Genomic DNA, 18,526 nt, shown 5'->3' with positions numbered 1-18,526 from the left:
TAGGACAGGATGATTGTGATGAATGATAGCCAATATCACCAGTTGGTAGATGAAGCCTTTGAACGTATCGAGCAAACCATGGACAGCGATGACTTCGATATCGAGTGTGATGTCAACGGTGGCGTGCTGACTCTCGAGTTTGAAAATCGCAGCAAAATGGTGATTAACAAGCAGGAACCACTGCACCAGTTATGGCTAGCGACAAAATTTGGCGGCTACCATTTTGAATGGCAGGAACCAGCCCAACAATGGATCTGTAATCGAAGTGGAGTAGAGTTTTGGTCGTTTTTGGTGGAATCCATCGCCAAGCAAAGTGGCGAGCAACTGAGCTTTAACTAAGTCTGGTTACTGCGATAAGAAGCAACTTGCCATTGGCCATTTACGGCAACAATGTCGTAAAACTGTGGCAAGTTAAAATTCACCACCTCATGACGAGTGCCGTATTGCTCGCGTGAAGAGGTATAGAAGCGGTTAATGCCTTGTACCAGCTCTTCTTTACTACCTTCAAAGTCTTGGTACATTTCAATACGATTGTGCTCATCCACAATATAAATATTGAAGCCCTTGGCCAAATCTTCAAAGAAGTATTGCACCAAACCTTCACTGGCGTGAGCCTCTACCACATTGGGCACCTTAGTGCTGCGGCCGGCATTTAACTGCAAGGGCAAGCGTTGCAACTTGTTGTTGGAGAGTTGACGATAAAACTCCACGCCATTTTCCAGTTTTTTCACCGAGACACCGCGGTCTTCAATGAACAAACCGTATTTATCATTACCCAATACAATGGTTTTTACGATGCGCTTATCGCTAGGCTGCAAACGGTTTTTAATACTTTCCACCAACAGCTGCTTAAAGTTAGCGCCAATTTGCTCACGCAAATTTTCGGCATAACAAAATACATCGATATGCTCGGGAATATTGGCATCTCGGTGCATTTTACCTAACACCGTGGTGAGCGCGTCCACCACTGCGCTATCCCCCGAAAAATGCAAGGTGCGGATTTCGTTCCAAGTATTACGATAAATTAAATCAACCGAGCCAACCAAGCAATCGGAATCACGGCCAAAGCTAAATACATCGGTGGAAAGGGCATCAAACTCGATAACCTTGCCGCCCCAGTTTGCGGTGGGATCTTTTTCTAAATTGATAAACACGCCCAGATGGCGGATCTCACAAGGACGAGTAAGCGCCAGGTTACTCGCGGCATCCACATTCACCGGAAAAGCGCGTCGTAAATCTTCGGCAAATTGATTAAGCGTATCTAAGGTAAGGTCACCTTGATGCTTGTGTAAGCTTAATTGCGTTTGCGCGGTTTTCAGCTGATTGAAGTAACTCCAAGCCATCAACTTAGAAATATAACTGGCGTGTTCCAGGGGCGACTGGCCAACAATCGCCAAACCCTTTAAAGGCTGTTTATACAAATACCAACCTTCGGCGCAGCTACGCCCCTTAGGCACATGAATAAAGCTAAGATAAGGCTCGGATAAGTCGGGAGAAATTTGCGGGTTAATCAGTGTGACTTTGCCCGGCAAGCTTTCAAAGGCGGCATACAATTTGCGCGATAAAATGCCAATGTCTTCGGGGTTAATTGATTCACTGATGTCATTGCGTCGAGCAAAGCGGATCAGGTTGCGATAACTTAACATCAAGGCATCTAGCAATTCGCTATGCGCCAAACGAACATCTTGCACCTTCCACTCTTGGCGTAAATTAAGGTGCTCAATTTTATGCTGGCTCCACTTCCACTGTTTTACCAGTTTAGCCATGAAACGCTGTTGCCAAGTTAAGGAGCGGACCTCAACTAAGTCGCTGGGCAGCGGGTTACACTCGCAGTTTTTCAAATAAAAACAACGACGTACCAAATCTAAACGCGCGTAATCTTCAATCGATTCAAGGTACTTAGTGACCTTGCTTAGCATTAAATAATAGGCATCCTGCTCGAAGCTAAACTCTTGATTCTGTTGAATCAAGCGCTTGGCCTCTACCGCTAATAAACTGGGCCGAGGGTAATCTGCGGAGTAGGCTTCCATTAACATGGTTTTCAGCACGGCTTTGTAGGGCGAATCAATACCTTTATACAGCTGCCATAAACCCGAGCCAAAGTACTCTTCCGCAGGAATGGTATCTAAACCGCCAAGATCTAACCATTGCTCGTGATTAAATGCACCAGTCTCAAACTGCTGCTGTACAAAGCTATCGTAACTTTGCTCTAAATCACTGGGAACCGCAAACCACACTAAGTGCTTACCCGCCAAGGGTAAGGCGGTGCGATAAAACTCATCTAGTAACAAAAGGTGCTGAGCACTACCGCAGTTATCTTTTGATAACTCGCTAATCGAACCGGTTTTAAATTGGTTTTCCTGCACCATGAAAAAGTTTAATTCAACGCCTTGGTGAGCCGCCCAAGAAGAGATCAGCGCACATTTCTCACTAAGCAGTGCCAACCTGTTCGCCGCTAAATCACTGGCATGACAAACCCAGATATCTAAATCGCTAGACTCGGTTTGCCCAACCGTGGCAGTACTGCCCATGGAATACAAACCCAGAATGTCATGTGCAGCAGGCTCTTCAGGGCTGCATAAAAAATGCTGCTGCAAATAAATGGCATGGCGCGCGCTAATGCTAAACTGGCATACCCCACTAGGCACATCACCTTCCACAAAGCCAGGAATGCAGGGGTGCGAGTAATGCAGCATTAAGGGCAACAGTTCAAAAACCTGTTGCGCCGCAGCAGGCATGGTTTGTAATGCCAGCTGTTTTCTCTGCTGATTAAAAAGGGTCGCCTTCTCCATTAGAGAGGCAATAGTATCTCGCAACTTGAATTACCTAGTGTTAACGCACGTATATTGAATGTAATTTAGATATCACTAAAGTGTGATCATCTTAACAGTTAGTATAATAGTGGTAAACAGATATGCACACTAACTGTGCGGATATTTTATACAAGATTTCAAGCCCAATACCTAAGCTAAAACAAACTTTTGTTGCTTTTTCACCCGACAGCAAACTTGGGCCTGCCACTAACAGATGATACTATCGAGTGACGAAATAAAAAGGTAAGTGTTTGTGAAAAAAGTGACAATCGCGACTCGCCACAGTCCTCTAGCAATGTGGCAGGCTTATTTTGTAAAAGCAGAATTAGAACGCCACCACCCCGGTATTATTGTCGAGTTACTTCCGATGAAAACTCGAGGCGATAAAATACTCGATACACCTCTTGCTAAAATTGGTGGTAAAGGACTGTTTATCAAAGAGTTAGAGCATGCGATGTTAGATGGCCTTGCCGATATCGCGGTACACTCAATGAAAGATGTGCCAATGGAATTCCCCGAAGGCCTTGGCCTACACTGTATCTGTGAGCGCGAAGATCCCCGAGATGCCTTCGTCAGCAATCACCACGCCAGCATCGACGCACTGCCCGAGGGCGCTATCGTTGGTACCTCTAGCCTCCGTCGCCAATGCCAACTTAAAGCGCAACGTCCAGACCTGATCGTCAAAGATTTACGTGGCAATGTGAATACTCGCTTAGCCAAACTCGATGCCGGTGAATTTGACGCCATTATATTAGCTAGTGCAGGTTTATTGCGCTTAGACATGGCCGAGCGGATCCGTGACTTCATTGCCGCCGAGCAGATTTTACCCGCCGGCGGCCAAGGTGCGGTAGGCATAGAATGTCGTAACGACGACCAAGAACTACTGGCCTTGCTCAAGCCACTGCACCATAGCGATACCGCCTGCCGGGTAATGGCCGAACGCGCCATGAACCGACGCTTAGAAGGCGGCTGCCAAGTCCCAATTGGCTGTTTTGCCGAACTGCAGGACGAGCAGCTACAAATTCGCGGCTTGGTTGGCTCGCCGGATGGCTCACAAATCATCGAAAAACAAATCATTGGCCCTCGCAATCAAGCCGAACAGTTAGGTTTAAATCTAGCAGAACAACTATTAGACGCCGGAGCAGCCCCTATTTTACAAGCTGTCTACCAACAACAATAAGGACAAGTGTTTGCATCAAGTATTGGTTACCCGCCCACAGCCGAATAATCAACGCTGTGTCACTCGGCTTCAAGCCAATGGCTATACTGCCATTGGCGCCCCAATGCTCGACATAACAACTAGCGAACAACTCTCTCAGTTGCCAGCACTATTAGCCTCATTAGATAAACACAGTTTGCTAGTGGCGGTGAGTCAATATGCCATCGAATCCTGTCAAAGTTATCTACAACAACATCAGCTTAGCTGGCCACAAACGACCCACTATCTAGCCGTGGGCCAGGCAACGGCCGAATGCTGGCGACAATACGGCATCACCCCCATGGTGCCACAGCGCCAAGACAGCGAAGGCATGCTGCAATTAATTCAACAGCAACTCAGCGGAATAAAAACAGCCTACATCCTACGTGGGCAACAAGGGCGAGAATGGTTGGCAGAACAATTACAAGCCCAAGGGATTAAAGTTAACTACCTTAGCTGTTATCAGCGTCATTTAATTAACTATACTCAGCCACAACTTGAACAATGGCAGTCACAGATCAACACTATTGTGGCCACCAGTGGTGAAATATTGAAACACCTGACTACCCTTATGAGTAGCGCTCAGCAAGCTGCTTGGTTACGTAAAACAACCCTACTAGTACCAAGCCAACGCTTGCAGAATTACGCTGTGAGTTTGGGATTTGAACATATAATATTGTGTAATGGTGCATCGGATCAGGCATGTGTTGAGGCTTTAGCGCACACGCCGCCACTTGCAAGGAATCAACATGACCCAGAATAAATCAGAAGATAGTCAAAATAAGGCTACTCTCCCCAATGATTCAAGGCCTGAAACTGAAAAGGCCAAAACAAAACCTAGCGCTAAACGGCCGAACAAACAAGGCGAGCCAAGCGCTTCACAAGCTAAAACAGCCTCTCGCATCGCGGTGGTCGCGATTGTACTGAGCCTAGCAACCACCGCTGGGCTATACTGGCATGGGCATCAATATAGAGAACATACCAACACTCAGCTGCAGCTATTAAATACCAGCTTAGACGCCAAAGAACAGAACCTTATGGCGCTACAAAACAATAGCCAAGCCAACATCGAGCAGTTGCAACAAAATCTAGCGGAGTTGCACCAAGTAAACGACGCGCTCAATGCTAAGCTCGATGCCACCGAGCAACATCGCCAAGCCATTGAACAACAGCTGGCATTGCTCAATATTAAAGATGCTAACCACTGGCGACTCAATGAGGCCAACTACCTACTGCAACTGGCGGCGCACAAATTATGGCTAGAAAATGATGTAGCCACCGCCATAGCGCTGTTGTTAGAGGCTGATAGCAGCATTAGCCACGCTCAAGATCCCCACCTGTTGCCACTACGACGGGCCATTAACAGCGATGTTACCATGCTCAAGGCCCTTCCCTTAACCGACAGAGAAGGCATCGCCTTTCGCTTAGAAGGGATTTTACAACAAACCGAGCAACTGAAACTGGCGGCCATCGATTTACCTGAAGCCAGTGAACTACAAAACAATGACTTAAGCGGAGACAGTGCAGATTGGCAAAGTAATCTATTAAAAAGCTGGCGTAAATTTAGTGAAAACTTTATTACCGTACGCCGCCGTGATGGCCAAGTAGAAGCCTTGGTAGAGCCGCAGCACGCTTGGTATTTAAAAGAAAACTTAAAGTTACAAATTCAACAGGCCGAACTAGCACTATTCCGCTCTCAGGGCGAATTATTTAAGGCCAAATTACAACGTGCCGAAACCTGGATTAGCAGTTATTTCATGCAAAACGCTCAGGCGCAGGCCCTTGTAGAAGACCTCCAAGAGCTACAACAGCTAGGCATAGTGGACCGCGTCCCCGATCAGCTCAGCAGCCTTAACGCCGCAGAAAAAGCCATTAAACAGCGTCAGCAACGGCTGCTTCCTTCTTTAGAAGGAGACAGTAATGGTTAAAGTCATCATTCTGTTACTGGCCATTGCCATTGGCCTCGCTTTAGGCCCACAATTGGCCGGAAATAAGGGTTACGTGCTGATCGCCTTTGATAATTACACCATCGAGATGTCAGTCACCAGCGCCTTGTTCCTTAGCTTTCTGCTGTTCTGTGCGCTGTTATTTAGCTTATGGCTAGCGCGCTGGCTATGGTTAAGCTTCTATCGCAGCGGCGCATGGTGGGGTCAACGACGCAAGCAAAAGGCGATTAGTCATACCCAGCAAGGCATGCTGGCCATGATGCGCGGCGATTACCAAAACGCAGAAAAGCTAGTGAGTAAAGCCGCGGGTTTAAGCGATGCCCCGGCCCTCAACTACTTAGCCGCAGCTGAAGCCGCACAGGAACAAGGCCAAGATAAAAAACGAGATAAGTACTTAGAACAAGCCACTCGCTTAGCCGATAACGATGCTGCGGTACTGATGACGCAAGCACGGCTACAAATTAAGCAGCAAAACTATGCTGCAGCACTCAACAGTCTAGAGCAACTACCTCACGACAGTCTTAAGCAGCCCAGCGTAAAACGCATGCTATTAAGTATATTGCCAGCACTTGGCCTGTGGCAGCGCTACATCGACATTTTGCCTTCAGCCCATAAGTTAGGTTTAATCAACCAGCAACAATTGCAATCTGAGTTGTCGCACGGCTATCAACAGTTGTTTCTTGAGCTAGCCAATAGCCAAGGTTCTGAAGCCGTAGCGGCGCACTGGAATGCCATGCCACGTAAACAAAAAAAGCAGATGAGCATTGCTGCTGCAGCTTGCAAAGCCTTAATTACGGCTGGCGACAATAACGCCGCCTACCAACTATTAGGCGACTTAATCAATCGCCATACCGACAGTGAACTGCTCAGCGTCGCTAACCAGTTGCAACTCAGCGATCCCCATCCCTTGTTGCAGCAACTATTAAAATTACGCCACAAGCACCCAGAAAATGCCGAGCTACTCTGTTTAATTGCTCGCTTATATGCACAACAGGAACAATGGTCAGAAGCCAAAGACTTCTACCAGCAAAGCATGCAGTTAGCGCCCAGCCAAGCCTGTTATCAAGGCCTGGCTGAAGTCCATCGCCAACTAAACGAACCAGAGCAAGCAGTACATTATTACCGCCAAGCCTTGGCGATATAAGATTACAGGCAATAAAAAAGGCGAGCTAAGCTCGCCTTTTTCAATCCAGTAAGCACTTAAATGAACTCGTAGGCGTCGCCATGCAGCTGGTCTAAGGGCAAACCCTGCTGAGTAAAGGCGGTACGTGCCACGTCGGCCATTTCAAAGCGCCCCGCGATATACACTTCTAAATGACTCATATCGGCAAAGTCTTCTAATACAGCTTGGTGTACTAAACCGCGTTTTCCTGTCCACTGCGATACGGCGTTCTCTAATACTGGAACAAATTTCACTCGATCTAACTCGGCCCACTGATAGGCAAGCTCGTGCAAGTACAAGCCACCTAGATTGCGCCCGCCCCAATACAAGTAGACTTCACGGTCTTGTTCGCTGTCGATGATGTGCTCGATAATTGACTTAGCATAAGAAAAACCGGTGCCCCCCACCATAATCAGTATCGGCCGTTGACTGGTTTCATCTAAACCTGCATGGCCAAACGGCATTTCAACTTCAATTTCGCCGCTATTCTGTAACTTTTCAATTACCTGCCGAGCATAAGCATTATTTTCTGGCGCCCCTATATGCAGCTCAAATAACTCGCTCTGCTCTGGCGAGCTGGCTAACGAGAAGGGCCGCTTATCATCTTCTGCCATAACAATTTGCAGGTACTGACCCGCCACAAAATCTTGGCTTTGTTCAGGCTGTAACTCAACATTGAATATGTCATCTAAAATCGGCGAGACCGATGCAACCTTGCACGTAATGCGTTTCATACTTTCACCCTTCTAAACTTATCGTTAAATCTGATTCTGCACTGGCTAAACAAGCCAAAAACCAACCTTGTTGCTGCTCGGCATTGCTCAACATAGGAGCCATGCCATGATAAACCAGCTCACCGCTGATACGGCGAGCCAAACAACGGCAGCAAACGCCTTGTCTACAGCGATGTGGCCAAGCTATTCCCTGCTCCAGAGCAGCATTAAGAATAGGTTGCTCTGCTTCGACCGAAAAAACCTGTTGTTCTAAGCTGACTTGAAAAGTTCGAGTCATTAATCAATACCCAGCTGAGACCAGATGCTATCAACCCGCTGTGTTACCTCGGGGCTCATTGCTATCACTTCACCCCATTCTCGATGGGTTTCGCCTGGCCATTTATTGGTCGCATCCATGCCCATTTTTGAACCTAAACCCGATACAGGTGAAGCAAAATCTAAGTAATCAATCGGCGTCTGTTCAATTAAAGTGGTATCCCGACTTGGATCCATACGGGTGGTAATAGCCCATATTACATCCTGCCAACAGCGGGCGTTAATATCATCATCACAAACGATAACAAATTTAGTATACATAAACTGTCTTAAAAACGACCAAACGCCCAACATCACCCGTTTGGCATGCCCAGGATATTGTTTCTTAATGGTCACTACCGCCATGCGATAAGAGCAACCTTCAGGAGGCAAGTAAAAGTCGACAATTTCTGGGAACTGTTTTTGCAAAATTGGCACAAATACTTCATTTAATGCCACGCCTAGTACCGCCGGTTCATCTGGTGGACGCCCGGTATAAGTACTGTGGTAAATGGGATCTTTACGCATGGTGATATGAGTGATTGTAAATACTGGAAACTCATCCACTTCATTGTAATAACCGGTATGGTCACCATAAGGGCCTTCTGCGGCCATTTCACCCGGCTGTAAGTAGCCTTCTAATACAATCTCGGCACTGGCTGGTACTTCCAAGTCATTACTCACACACTTGACGGTTTCAGTACGTCCGCCACGTAGTAAACCGGCAAAGGCATATTCCGACAAGGTGTCGGGCACCGGTGTTACAGCACCGAGTATTGTGGCAGGATCGGCCCCTAAAGCCACCGACACAGGATAGGGCTTGCCAGGGTTGAGCTCTTGAAACTCTCTAAAATCTATCGCCCCGCCGCGATGCGAGAGCCAACGCATGATCAGTTTATTCTTGGCTAACTTTTGTTGGCGATAAATACCTAAGTTTTGCCGTTTTTTATAGGGACCACGAGTAATGGTAAGGCCCCAAGTGACTAAGGGCGCCACATCACCCGGCCAACAATGCTGAATCGGCAACTTATCTAAGTCCACCTCATCCCCTTGCCAAACAATTTCCTGACACGGAGCCGAACGCAACTTCTTGGTTGGCATATTCAGAACTTGTTTGAAAATAGGCAGTTTTTCCCATAATTCTTTTAAGCCTTTAGGCGGCTCTGGCTCTTTTAAATAAGACAGCCAAGTCCCCACTTCTCGCAGTGCACTTACCGACTCTTGACCCATGCCCAAGGCTACCCGCTCGGGGGTACCAAACAGGTTGCCTAATACTGGCATGCTGTGGCCCTTAACATTCTCAAACAATAAAGCTGGCCCACCTGCCTTTAAGGTGCGGTCGCAAATTTCTGTCATTTCCAGTTCGGTAGACACTTCAAGGCTGATGCGCTTTAACTCACCACGCTGTTCTAGCAGCGTGATAAAGTCCCGTAAATCTTTATATTTCATAGTTATAACCTAGCTATGTCGATACGCCGTGATTAGCGTGACTGCATTTCTATCATCACCATTGCAGCCAATTCTCGATGTTCGGAATCTCTAAATTGTGCCAGTATAAATTGCGCCGCAGGCGGATAACTGCGTCCTAAACGGGCAATCGCACTATAGGCAAAATACAGCAATTCGGGGTTTTCGGCGGCGCTTTTCAACAAACTAAATGCCCGCTCTGGGGGTAGACGCTCTCTTACCCACTCCAACAATGACACACTGTATTGATCCATGGGCAAGCGCAGCACGGCATTCAAGGCCGAATCACTGCCAATGCCCATAGCCAAAACTACCCGCAAATGGTTATCGGGAAAGTACAGTTGCTGCGGCATTTGCCGCTGAATATAGGCCAACTGCTGGCCACTCAAATGGCTAAACGCTCGAATGACATCCAATTGTTGACCGAGTAATAAGGGATTATTGCGGCGAAAAATAAGCGACCACTGAAATTCATCTCGTAACAATTGACTAAGATAGAGTTGCGAGCGCTCGGCAGAGACCTGATTCAAGATCAAACTACGAGCTAATGCGGGGTAGTCGTAAGTCGGGCGAATGACCTCATAGCCATCAATTACCGCTGCTTCTAAGATCTGCGGTCGCTCCAGTGCTAACTCAGCTAGCCAAGCTTGCAAATTTTGCTTAGGGATATAGTTATTTTGCTGCAAATAACTAAGACTTCGAAACAGCAGGGCTTCCCGATCTTCAGCGCGCAAATAAGGTAATAAACCTTGTAGCCATTCGGTTTTATCTTGCATCAAGCTATCAACGCTACGTTGCAAAATCATCAGCGGAACTTGCTGGTTAAGGGGAGCGGATTGGGGATTAGGTCCCGGATGCTCGGCTTGAGCAGAGAGTTGAAAAATTAAGCCAAAAATCAGTAGTAAGCGTTTCATCATCCCAAATGAAACTGGCCGCTTGCACGGCCAGCCTTTGCTTACTTCTTCTGCGCTTTCATCGCGTCGAAGAATTCATCATTGGTTTTGGTCATAGCCAATTTATCAATTAAGAACTCCATCGCGCCAGTTTCATCCATTGGATGAACAATTTTACGCAAAATCCACATTTTCTGTAGCTCATCAGCAGCCGTTAATAGCTCTTCACGACGAGTACCAGAACGGTTGATATCGATAGCAGGATAAACCCGTTTTTCAGCGATTTTACGGCTTAAGTGCAATTCCATGTTACCGGTGCCTTTAAACTCTTCGTAAATCACTTCATCCATCTTAGAACCGGTATCAACCAAAGCGGTAGCAATAATAGTTAAGCTGCCACCTTCTTCGACGTTACGCGCAGCACCGAAGAAACGTTTTGGACGATGCAAGGCATTAGCGTCAACACCACCAGTCAGTACTTTGCCAGAAGAAGGAATCACCGTATTGTATGCACGAGCAAGACGAGTAATTGAGTCCAGAAGAATAATTACGTCTTTCTTGTGTTCAACTAAGCGTTTGGCTTTCTCGATTACCATTTCAGCCACTTGTACGTGACGGCTGGCTGGTTCATCAAAGGTAGAAGCAATCACTTCACCACGCACCAAACGTTGCATTTCTGTCACTTCTTCCGGACGTTCATCGATCAGTAATACGATCAATTCACATTCTGGGTGATTAAATGCCACGTTCTGCGCAATGTTTTGCAGCAACATGGTTTTACCGGCTTTCGGTGGAGCAACGATCAAACCACGTTGTCCTTTACCAATCGGTGAGGCTAAATCCAGTACTCGGGCAGTAATATCTTCAGTAGAACCATTACCACGCTCCATTCTTAAACGGTCGTTAGCATGTAGCGGGGTTAAGTTTTCAAATAATATTTTATTGCGGGAGTTTTCAGGTTTGTCGTGATTGACTTGGCCAATTTTCAGCAAGGCAAAGTAACGTTCGCCTTCTTTAGGTGGACGAATCTTACCCTCTACCGTGTCACCAGTACGCAGATTAAAGCGACGGATTTGACTAGGAGAAACATAAATATCATCAGGACCAGCTAAGTAGGAGCTGTCGGCGCTGCGTAAAAAGCCGAAGCCGTCTTGCAAAATCTCCAGTACACCATGACCAAAAATCGCTTCGCCGCTTTTCGCGTGAGCCTTTAGGATCGAGAAGATAATGTCTTGCTTACGTAATCGGGCCAGGTTTTCTAAGCCCATTGATTCGCCTAGCGTAATCAGTTCATGGACAGGGGTATTTTTTAGCTCAGTTAAATTCATAATGGTGAGTATTCAGTTTTATCGAAAAGGCTGACGGCAGCATGAGTTAGGTTTATTGGAGAATGCTTACTCGACTGTTTAGTCGGCCAAGGGGTAGCCTCTAATAACGGGCGTAGGAAAAATTCGGGTTTAAAATTAGCACTAATGTGGAGAAAGATCCAGCAAAAGCAGGCAACGAATGTCGACCTGCTCACACTGTTACTATAGGTTCTCGTCTAAAAACGCAGTAAGTTGCGCTTTTGATAAAGCTCCAACCTTGGTAGCAGCCACTTTGCCGTCTTTAAACAACAATAAAGTAGGGATACCACGAATACCAAATTTAGGTGGAGTAGCAGGGTTTTGATCGATGTTTAACTTACCCACAACCACTTTACCTTGATACTCGTCAGCCACTTCGTCAAGGATCGGCGCGATCATCTTACATGGGCCACACCACTCTGCCCAGAAATCAACAAGCACAGGGGTGCTAGCATTTACTACATCAGCTTCAAAGCTGTCATCACTTAGCTGAACTAATTTTTCGCTCATTTATTACTCCAAACATTCTTCATTATCGGTCTCGATATACCAGTCTATTTGAAATCATCCTCCCCCTGAATGCAAGCCTAAGCTCATTCCAAGGCAATCTAAGCTACTCCAAATTAACATAAGTGAATAATCTATACATTTAGCGATAAATGGGTGCTGGTAGTGCCGAATAGCTGTGATATGCTTACGCCATGAGCAAAACACATTTAACAGAACTTCGATTCGCCGACTTAGGACTGCAGGATAAGGTATTAGAAGCCTTAGAGCAGCACGGCTATCACAATTGCACCCCGATCCAAGCGCAAAGCTTGCCCATCTTAACTAAAGGTAAAGATATTGCAGGCCAGGCGCAGACCGGTACGGGGAAAACTTTAGCCTTTTTAGTGGCCACGTTTAATCACCTGTTGGTATCAGCAGAGCCCGAAACGCGCCAACAAAACCAACCTCGCGCCATTATCCTTGCGCCCACTCGCGAGCTGGCGATTCAAATCCATAACGATGCCCGTTTATTAGCCAAAGCAACCGGCTTAAAACTAGGTCTGGTGTATGGCGGCGAAGGTTATGCCAGCCAACGAGCCAGCTTAGACGAAGGCGTCGATATTCTGATCGGTACTACCGGCCGAATGATCGACTACTTCAAGCAGGGTGCATTTAGTCTAAACGCGATTCAAGCCATGGTGCTAGATGAAGCCGACCGCATGTTCGATCTGGGCTTTATTAAAGACATTCGCTACTTAATGCGGCGCATGCCCGAGCCCAAAGCCCGTTTAAACATGCTGTTTTCCGCTACTCTTTCGTTCAAAGTGAAAGAATTGGCCTTTGAGCACATGAACGAGCCAGAGCATGTAATTGTTGAACCAGAGCAAATGACCGCGGCGCGCATTAAAGAAGAGCTGTTTTACCCTTCAAACGAAGACAAAATGGCTTTATTGCAAACTCTAATAGAAGAAGAGTGGCCAGAACGTGCCATTATTTTCGCCAATACCAAACACCGCTGTGAAGATATTTGGGGACATTTGGTCGCCGACCAACATCGCGTAGGCCTGTTAACCGGTGACATACCGCAACGCAAACGGGTAAAAATCCTAGAACAGTTCACTCAGGGAGACTTGGACATTCTAGTGGCCACCGACGTTGCTGCGCGCGGCTTGCATATTCCAGAAGTCACCCATGTATTTAACTATGACCTGCCCGATGACGCAGAAGACTACGTGCATCGCATTGGTCGAACCGGTCGCGCAGGGGCCAGTGGTCATGCTATCAGCTTAGCCTGTGAAGAGTATGTGTTTAATCTGCCAGCTATTGAAGAGTATATTAAGCACACGGTTCCGGTGAGCCAATACGATAGCGAAGCCTTACTACGTGACTTGCCTAAAGCGCAACGCATCCATCGTGCTAAAACTAATAGCGGTCGTAGTGGCAAACGGGGTAACAGCCGCTCTAATAGTGGCCAGTCAAATCGGCGCCCGCGTCACTAAGTAAAACGTCATTGTAAGGAACACAGTGTCTAAAGAATGCCCCTTCTATGCCGCCATTGATTTAGGCTCCAACAGCTTCCACATGTTAATCGTGCGGGAGCTAAGTGGCAGCATACAAACCATCGCCAAGGTAAAACGCAAAGTACGCTTGGCGGCGGGTTTGGGGGCTGACGATACGCTAGATAATGCCGCCATGGTTCGAGGCTGGCAATGCCTAAGCCTGTTTGCTGAGCAACTGCGCGACATTCCCGACGAACAAATCAAAATTGTGGCCACCGCGACACTGCGCCGAGCCAGTAATGCCAGAGAGTTTCTCGCTCAAGCTGAAAAGATCCTAGGCCACAAAATACGCATCATTAGTGGCGAAACCGAAGCCAAAATCATTTATCGCGGCGTAGCCCATACCAGTAGTGGTAGTGGTAAGCGTCTGGTTATTGATATTGGTGGAGCCAGCACCGAACTAGTCATTGGTGAGCAAAGCGAAGCCCTGCTGCTGAATAGTTTAGACCTTGGCTGTGTGACTTGGTTGAAGCGCTTTTTCCAAGAGCAGCTTAGCCAAGCTAACTTTGATGCGGCCATTGCCGCCGCTCAGCAAGTCATTAACCCGGTTATCAGTGATTATCGCAGGCTTGGTTGGCAAAGCAGTGTGGGTGCCTCCGGCACCATTCAAGCCTTATCTGAAGTGATTACCGCCCAAGGCATGGATGAACGCATCACCTACCAGAAACTGAAAACCATTCAACAACAGGTAATTGCTTGTGGCCATCTCGAACATCTGAATATTGTTGGTTTAGAGGAAGAACGCAAACCCGTATTTGCCTCTGGCCTAGCGATCTTAATCGCCTTATTTGAAAGCCTACAGATTAAATCGCTAACCCTTGCCGGTGGCGCGCTACGCGAAGGCTTGGTCTACAGCCTGCTGAGCCAAGAAGAAACCAGTAGTGTTCGCACTCGCACTGCTGATAGCTTTGTAAAACGCCATAGAATAGACCGCCCACATGCCCAACGGGTGGCTAGTTGCGCTTTGGCTATGGCCAAGCAGCTGACTCCGAGTTTGAGTAACCGAGCTTTAAGCCTATTAAAGTGGGCCGCCATGTTCCATGAAGTGGGCTTAAATATCGAATTTAAACGTGCGCCTCAGCACGCTGCTTACATCATTGACCATTCCGATTTACCCGGCTTTACTAGCGCACAAAAGCATCTGGTTTCCAACTTATTACTTAACCAACGCGGCGAGTGGCAAGCACCATTATTAGAGCAGCAACACGCCTTACCCACCAGTGAAGCACAAATTTTAGCGCGCTTATTGCGCATTGCGATTATCGTATGCATGCGCCGCACCGAAGACAGCGTGCCTAAGATTACCTTATTGCAAACAGGCTTAGATTGGCGTCTATGTTTTCCGCCCACTTGGAATGAACAACATCCGCTGCGCGCAGCAGAACTGGAATTAGAAGCTGAAGTGCAACGCCAAGCCGGTTACCCGCTAGAGATCATCGAAGCCCTCTGTTAAGCCCCATAGTGAGTGGGTGACCAGCAGTTCCGCCTGCATGGCAATCATTAGGAGAGCAGCGGAATCAACGCACTGCTAATTAAAAGGTAGACTTCGCAGTATTCTCATTCAGGCATCCTAACAGACCTTATTCTAGGGCGAGCAAGCTTAGCGAAATAAATAAAACATGGCTTCTAAAAATGCTGCTTAAGGCAATATTTTATTAGTAATAACATTAACATTTCGCATCTGTGGGCGGTACTACACCGGCCAAGTCGGGCTGCTCTTATATTGACCTAAGCACGGGAGGCTGGCAAACTGCGCGCGCGAGTCGCCACATTTGGGTGACGACTTTTAAAAACGTGTTACCACTGTGCTATTTAAGTCGAGGAGAATACAAATGCCACAACCACAAGTTGCCATCGTGATGGGTTCAAAAAGTGATTGGCCCACCATGGAAAACGCCGCCGAAGTACTACAACAACTTGGCGTAGAATTTGAGGTTGAGGTTGTTAGCGCCCACCGCACTCCCGACAAATTAATGAGCTTTTCCGCAGGTGCAGCAGAGCGTGGCATTAAAGTCATTATTGGCGGCGCAGGCGGCGCAGCTCACCTACCTGGAATGATCGCATCTAAAACCCGTTTGCCAGTATTAGGTGTGCCAGTACAAAGCAAAGCGCTAAACGGCATGGACAGCTTGCTTTCTATCGCTCAAATGCCCAAAGGCGTGGCGGTTGGCACCTTAGCAATAGGCACAGCAGGAGCCTACAACGCGGGCCTATTTGCTGCGCAAATTCTTGCCACCAACGATGTTCAATTAGCCGAGCGCATCGAAGCCTTCCGCTTAGCTCAAACTGAGTCGGTATTAGCCCATCCTGACCCACGAGTGGCTGAGTAATTAGGAACGAAGCATGAATAAGATATGGATTTTAGGTGCCGGCCAACTTGGCGCAATGTTAAAACATGCTGCCCAACCATTAAATATCGAAGTGCGTCCAGTTGAGACCGATGAAACGGAAACCTTTGACATCGCCAACGACGATATTATTACCGTAGAGCGCGAACATTGGCCAAGTACTGCTGCTACCGAGCAACTCACTCAGCACCCCCGCTTTCTTAATGGCCCCGCGCTAGTACAACTAGCCGACCGAGCCAGCCAGAAGAAGCTACTTGATTCCTTACAGCTCGCTACCGCCCCATGGGTCGATGTTAAAGCCCAACATAGCGCAGAGCAGTTATTTGCCGAACTCGGCGAGCGAGTATTGTTGAAGCAACGCTCGGGGGCTACGATGGCAAAGGCCAACATTGGCTAAAACTTGATGGCAGCGCCGAGCAACGAGCCATTCCACAAACCTGGCTAGACCATTGTATTGCCGAACAGGCGATTGCCTTTGAAGAGGAAGTTTCGCTAATCGGTATGCGTCATGCCAATGGCGAAATGGCTTTTTATCCACTAGCGATTAACCAGCATCATCAAGGCATCCTATTAGCCACTGTATCACCGGTAGCTAGCAAAGCTCACCTACAGAGCCAAGCCGAAGCCATGTTAGCCAAACTGATGGACGCGCTAGACTATGTTGGCGTAATGACCATGGAGTGCTTCCAAGTGGGCGATAAGTTATTAATTAACGAAATTGCCCCACGAGTACATAACAGTGGCCATTGGACTCAGGCGGGCTCAAGTTTAAGTCAGTTTGAAGCGCACATTCGTGCCGTTGCTAATCTGCCCTTGGTACAGCCGCTGGTGAAAACCCAAAGCGTAATGCTTAATTTAATCGGTGTCGATTACAACACCCAATGGTTAAGTGTTCCAGGCATTGAGGTATTTTGGTATGGCAAAGAAGTGCGCCCCGGCCGCAAAGTAGGCCACATCAACATTAGCATTGCCGAGCGTCAACAACTGTTAGCTAGCCTTAGTCAGTTACAACCCTTGATGAGCCCGGTCTACGCAGACGCCATCGAATGGTTAATAAAACACCTAGATTAATCCCACCGATAGCGGTATAAGTCTTTATGCCGCTTAAATTTTAACCAGAACAATCGTTTTAATCTTGGGCAGGTAAGCCCAAGCTGATATTGAAGGAACAAGCTTGCTTCATAAAATTCTCAACATTGGGACAGACAAAGGCAATCGTCATAGCGTTCGTATGACCAACCTTTTCATCGTTCTTGGTCTGCCTTTGTTATTGTTGAACGTGGTAATACAAGGTCTAGAACACCAGATCACCGCCCCAGAATTTTGGCTAATCAATGGCTTAATTATGCTGGCCTTCTGTGCCACCACGCTGCTCAACTATTTAGGGCACAACGACTTAGCCAAAGCTTGGATCTTAGTGATGTTTGTTATCGATATCAGCATTGCTTCAACGCGCTGGTTTGGTATCGAATCGCTGATGTTCTTTCACCTGATTGTGGTTTATCCAGTGGCATTTCTTTTATGGCAAGATAAACCGATATTAAGACGCAGCATCTTGGTCTTTATCACCTTGATGTTTTTGGGCATTTTTTATTGGCCCAATGAACCGATGTTTCCCAGCAGTATTCAGCAAAAGTACTCAACCATGGCCATGGTGTTCATCAACTGTGCCATTTTACTCAGTATTATCGCCAAGCTGTTCTCTAACGATACCTTACGAGCCCATCAAGAATTAGCCAAACAAGCCAGCATTGACCCTCTCACCAATATCCTCAATCGTCGCGAATTAGAACGCCAGTTAGATATTCAACAACAAGAACTCAACAGCATCGCGGTAATGTTATTTGATGTCGATAACTTTAAAGCCATCAACGATCGGTATGGCCACTTAGTGGGCGACGAGGCGCTTAAACATTTAGTGGCCTGCATCAGTAAACAGCTGCCCCCCAATACCCTGTTTGCTCGCTTTGGCGGGGACGAGTTTTGCATTTTATGGCCAAATTGTCAGCGCGATATCGCTCAGCACTTTGCCCAACAACTGGTCGAGCAGGTTGCCGCACACCCGCTGAGTTTGGCGCAGCACTCATTAAACATCAGCGTTAGCATGGGCTTGGCCTTTGAGACCCAAAGAAAAGATTTATCGCGGTTATTGATCGACGCCGATGATGCCATGTATGCTGCCAAACGCTGCGGGCGTAACATGCTAGTAAGTCATTGGTCTAAACCTAATCCACCTACCTCACCGTAACTCTCCGCCGCCCTCACTATTGATTAGTA

16 protein-coding genes and 1 pseudogene are annotated in these 18,526 nt (G+C 47.3%); 10 read left to right on the top strand and 7 right to left on the bottom strand.

What is annotated here, in order from left to right; genetic code table 11:
* The first annotated feature begins 18 nt into the window (after window positions 1-18).
* Window positions 19-339 carry an iron donor protein CyaY gene (gene cyaY, locus AR383_RS13755; protein WP_055735054.1) on the top strand — a complete coding sequence of 107 codons (321 nt, stop codon included), beginning with the start codon at window positions 19-21 and terminating at the stop codon, window positions 337-339.
* Here the strand turns inward: cyaY and AR383_RS13750 are convergent.
* Window positions 336-2,816 (bottom strand): class I adenylate cyclase, encoded by a 2,481-nt coding sequence (locus AR383_RS13750; RefSeq protein ID WP_083481610.1) that lies wholly within the window; start codon window positions 2,814-2,816, stop codon window positions 336-338. The genes cyaY and AR383_RS13750 overlap by 4 nt on opposite strands.
* Window positions 2,817-3,060: 244 nt before the next feature.
* On the opposite strand from AR383_RS13750, the gene hemC reads away from it, so the two are divergent.
* From hemC to AR383_RS13730, 4 genes are read left to right on the top strand one after another with little or no spacing between them, the layout of a single operon-like run.
* Entirely contained in the window at window positions 3,061-3,993 is a 933-nt protein-coding gene (gene hemC, locus AR383_RS13745; RefSeq protein WP_083481609.1) for a hydroxymethylbilane synthase, read from the top strand.
* Window positions 3,994-4,003: 10 nt separating this feature from the next.
* Window positions 4,004-4,774, top strand: coding sequence for a uroporphyrinogen-III synthase (locus AR383_RS13740; RefSeq protein ID WP_055733649.1), 771 nt, complete (start codon window positions 4,004-4,006; stop codon window positions 4,772-4,774).
* Complete coding sequence (locus AR383_RS13735) at window positions 4,761-5,939, top strand: uroporphyrinogen-III C-methyltransferase (protein WP_055733648.1); 1,179 nt, start codon at window positions 4,761-4,763, stop codon at window positions 5,937-5,939. Before AR383_RS13740 ends, AR383_RS13735 begins: the two co-directional genes overlap by 14 nt.
* Entirely contained in the window at window positions 5,932-7,101 is a 1,170-nt protein-coding gene (locus AR383_RS13730; RefSeq protein WP_055733647.1) for a heme biosynthesis HemY N-terminal domain-containing protein, read from the top strand. Before AR383_RS13735 ends, AR383_RS13730 begins: the two co-directional genes overlap by 8 nt.
* Before the next feature lie 56 nt (window positions 7,102-7,157).
* Here the strand turns inward: AR383_RS13730 and fre are convergent, their stop codons facing one another.
* The 6 genes from fre to trxA all read right to left on the bottom strand — a co-directional run bounded on the left by fre (window position 7,158) and on the right by trxA (window position 12,363).
* Window positions 7,158-7,853, bottom strand: a complete 696-nt coding sequence (fre, locus tag AR383_RS13725; protein ID WP_055733646.1) for an NAD(P)H-flavin reductase — start codon at window positions 7,851-7,853, stop codon at window positions 7,158-7,160.
* Window positions 7,854-7,857: 4 nt separating this feature from the next.
* The gene (locus tag AR383_RS13720) at window positions 7,858-8,130 is read right to left on the bottom strand and encodes a 2Fe-2S iron-sulfur cluster-binding protein (RefSeq protein ID WP_055733645.1); all 273 of its coding nucleotides are present in this window, start codon (window positions 8,128-8,130) and stop codon (window positions 7,858-7,860) included.
* Window positions 8,130-9,596: a 4-hydroxy-3-polyprenylbenzoate decarboxylase gene (gene ubiD, locus AR383_RS13715; protein ID WP_055733644.1), complete on the bottom strand. Its 1,467-nt coding sequence runs from the start codon at window positions 9,594-9,596 to the stop codon at window positions 8,130-8,132. Before ubiD ends, AR383_RS13720 begins: the two co-directional genes overlap by 1 nt.
* Window positions 9,597-9,628: 32 nt before the next feature.
* Window positions 9,629-10,531: a hypothetical protein gene (locus AR383_RS13710; protein WP_055733643.1), complete on the bottom strand. Its 903-nt coding sequence runs from the start codon at window positions 10,529-10,531 to the stop codon at window positions 9,629-9,631.
* 38 nt (window positions 10,532-10,569) lie between these two features.
* Complete coding sequence (rho, locus tag AR383_RS13705; RefSeq protein ID WP_055733642.1) at window positions 10,570-11,835, bottom strand: transcription termination factor Rho; 1,266 nt, start codon at window positions 11,833-11,835, stop codon at window positions 10,570-10,572.
* Between the two features lie 201 nt (window positions 11,836-12,036).
* Complete coding sequence (trxA, locus tag AR383_RS13700; protein ID WP_055733641.1) at window positions 12,037-12,363, bottom strand: thioredoxin TrxA; 327 nt, start codon at window positions 12,361-12,363, stop codon at window positions 12,037-12,039.
* A 191-nt stretch (window positions 12,364-12,554) separates the two neighbouring features.
* Here trxA and rhlB point away from each other — a divergent pair, with 191 nt between their 5' ends.
* The 5 genes and pseudogenes from rhlB (at window position 12,555) to AR383_RS13675 (ending at window position 18,497) form a co-directional block, all read left to right on the top strand.
* A complete protein-coding gene (rhlB, locus tag AR383_RS13695; RefSeq protein WP_055733640.1) occupies window positions 12,555-13,841 on the top strand; it encodes an ATP-dependent RNA helicase RhlB in 1,287 nt (428 codons plus the stop codon).
* 25 nt (window positions 13,842-13,866) lie between these two features.
* Window positions 13,867-15,354 carry a guanosine-5'-triphosphate,3'-diphosphate diphosphatase gene (gene gppA, locus AR383_RS13690; RefSeq protein WP_083481607.1) on the top strand — a complete coding sequence of 496 codons (1,488 nt, stop codon included), beginning with the start codon at window positions 13,867-13,869 and terminating at the stop codon, window positions 15,352-15,354.
* 379 nt (window positions 15,355-15,733) lie between these two features.
* Window positions 15,734-16,231, top strand: a complete 498-nt coding sequence (gene purE, locus AR383_RS13685) for a 5-(carboxyamino)imidazole ribonucleotide mutase (RefSeq protein WP_055733639.1) — start codon at window positions 15,734-15,736, stop codon at window positions 16,229-16,231.
* Window positions 16,232-16,244: 13 nt separating this feature from the next.
* Window positions 16,245-17,320 (top strand): annotated as a pseudogene (gene purK / locus AR383_RS13680) (5-(carboxyamino)imidazole ribonucleotide synthase).
* 103 nt (window positions 17,321-17,423) lie between these two features.
* Window positions 17,424-18,497, top strand: coding sequence for a GGDEF domain-containing protein (locus AR383_RS13675; protein ID WP_157051743.1), 1,074 nt, complete (start codon window positions 17,424-17,426; stop codon window positions 18,495-18,497).
* Window positions 18,498-18,526 lie beyond the last annotated feature (29 nt).

Origin of the sequence: Agarivorans gilvus, from assembly GCF_001420915.1 — a bacterium.
Taxonomy (GTDB): Bacteria; Pseudomonadota; Gammaproteobacteria; order Enterobacterales; family Celerinatantimonadaceae; genus Agarivorans; species Agarivorans gilvus.
This window is presented reverse-complemented; position numbering and strand designations above follow the sequence as displayed.

Coding starts and splice junctions, on each gene's coding strand:
- cyaY (WP_055735054.1), top strand. CDS start 19: ATGAATGATAGCCAATATCACCAGTTGGTAGATGAAGCCTTTGAACGT.
- AR383_RS13735 (WP_055733648.1), top strand. CDS start 4,761: ATGACCCAGAATAAATCAGAAGATAGTCAAAATAAGGCTACTCTCCCC.
- AR383_RS13730 (WP_055733647.1), top strand. CDS start 5,932: ATGGTTAAAGTCATCATTCTGTTACTGGCCATTGCCATTGGCCTCGCT.
- fre (WP_055733646.1), bottom strand. CDS start 7,853: ATGAAACGCATTACGTGCAAGGTTGCATCGGTCTCGCCGATTTTAGAT.
- AR383_RS13720 (WP_055733645.1), bottom strand. CDS start 8,130: ATGACTCGAACTTTTCAAGTCAGCTTAGAACAACAGGTTTTTTCGGTC.
- ubiD (WP_055733644.1), bottom strand. CDS start 9,596: ATGAAATATAAAGATTTACGGGACTTTATCACGCTGCTAGAACAGCGT.
- AR383_RS13710 (WP_055733643.1), bottom strand. CDS start 10,531: ATGATGAAACGCTTACTACTGATTTTTGGCTTAATTTTTCAACTCTCT.
- rho (WP_055733642.1), bottom strand. CDS start 11,835: ATGAATTTAACTGAGCTAAAAAATACCCCTGTCCATGAACTGATTACG.
- trxA (WP_055733641.1), bottom strand. CDS start 12,363: ATGAGCGAAAAATTAGTTCAGCTAAGTGATGACAGCTTTGAAGCTGAT.
- rhlB (WP_055733640.1), top strand. CDS start 12,555: ATGAGCAAAACACATTTAACAGAACTTCGATTCGCCGACTTAGGACTG.
- purE (WP_055733639.1), top strand. CDS start 15,734: ATGCCACAACCACAAGTTGCCATCGTGATGGGTTCAAAAAGTGATTGG.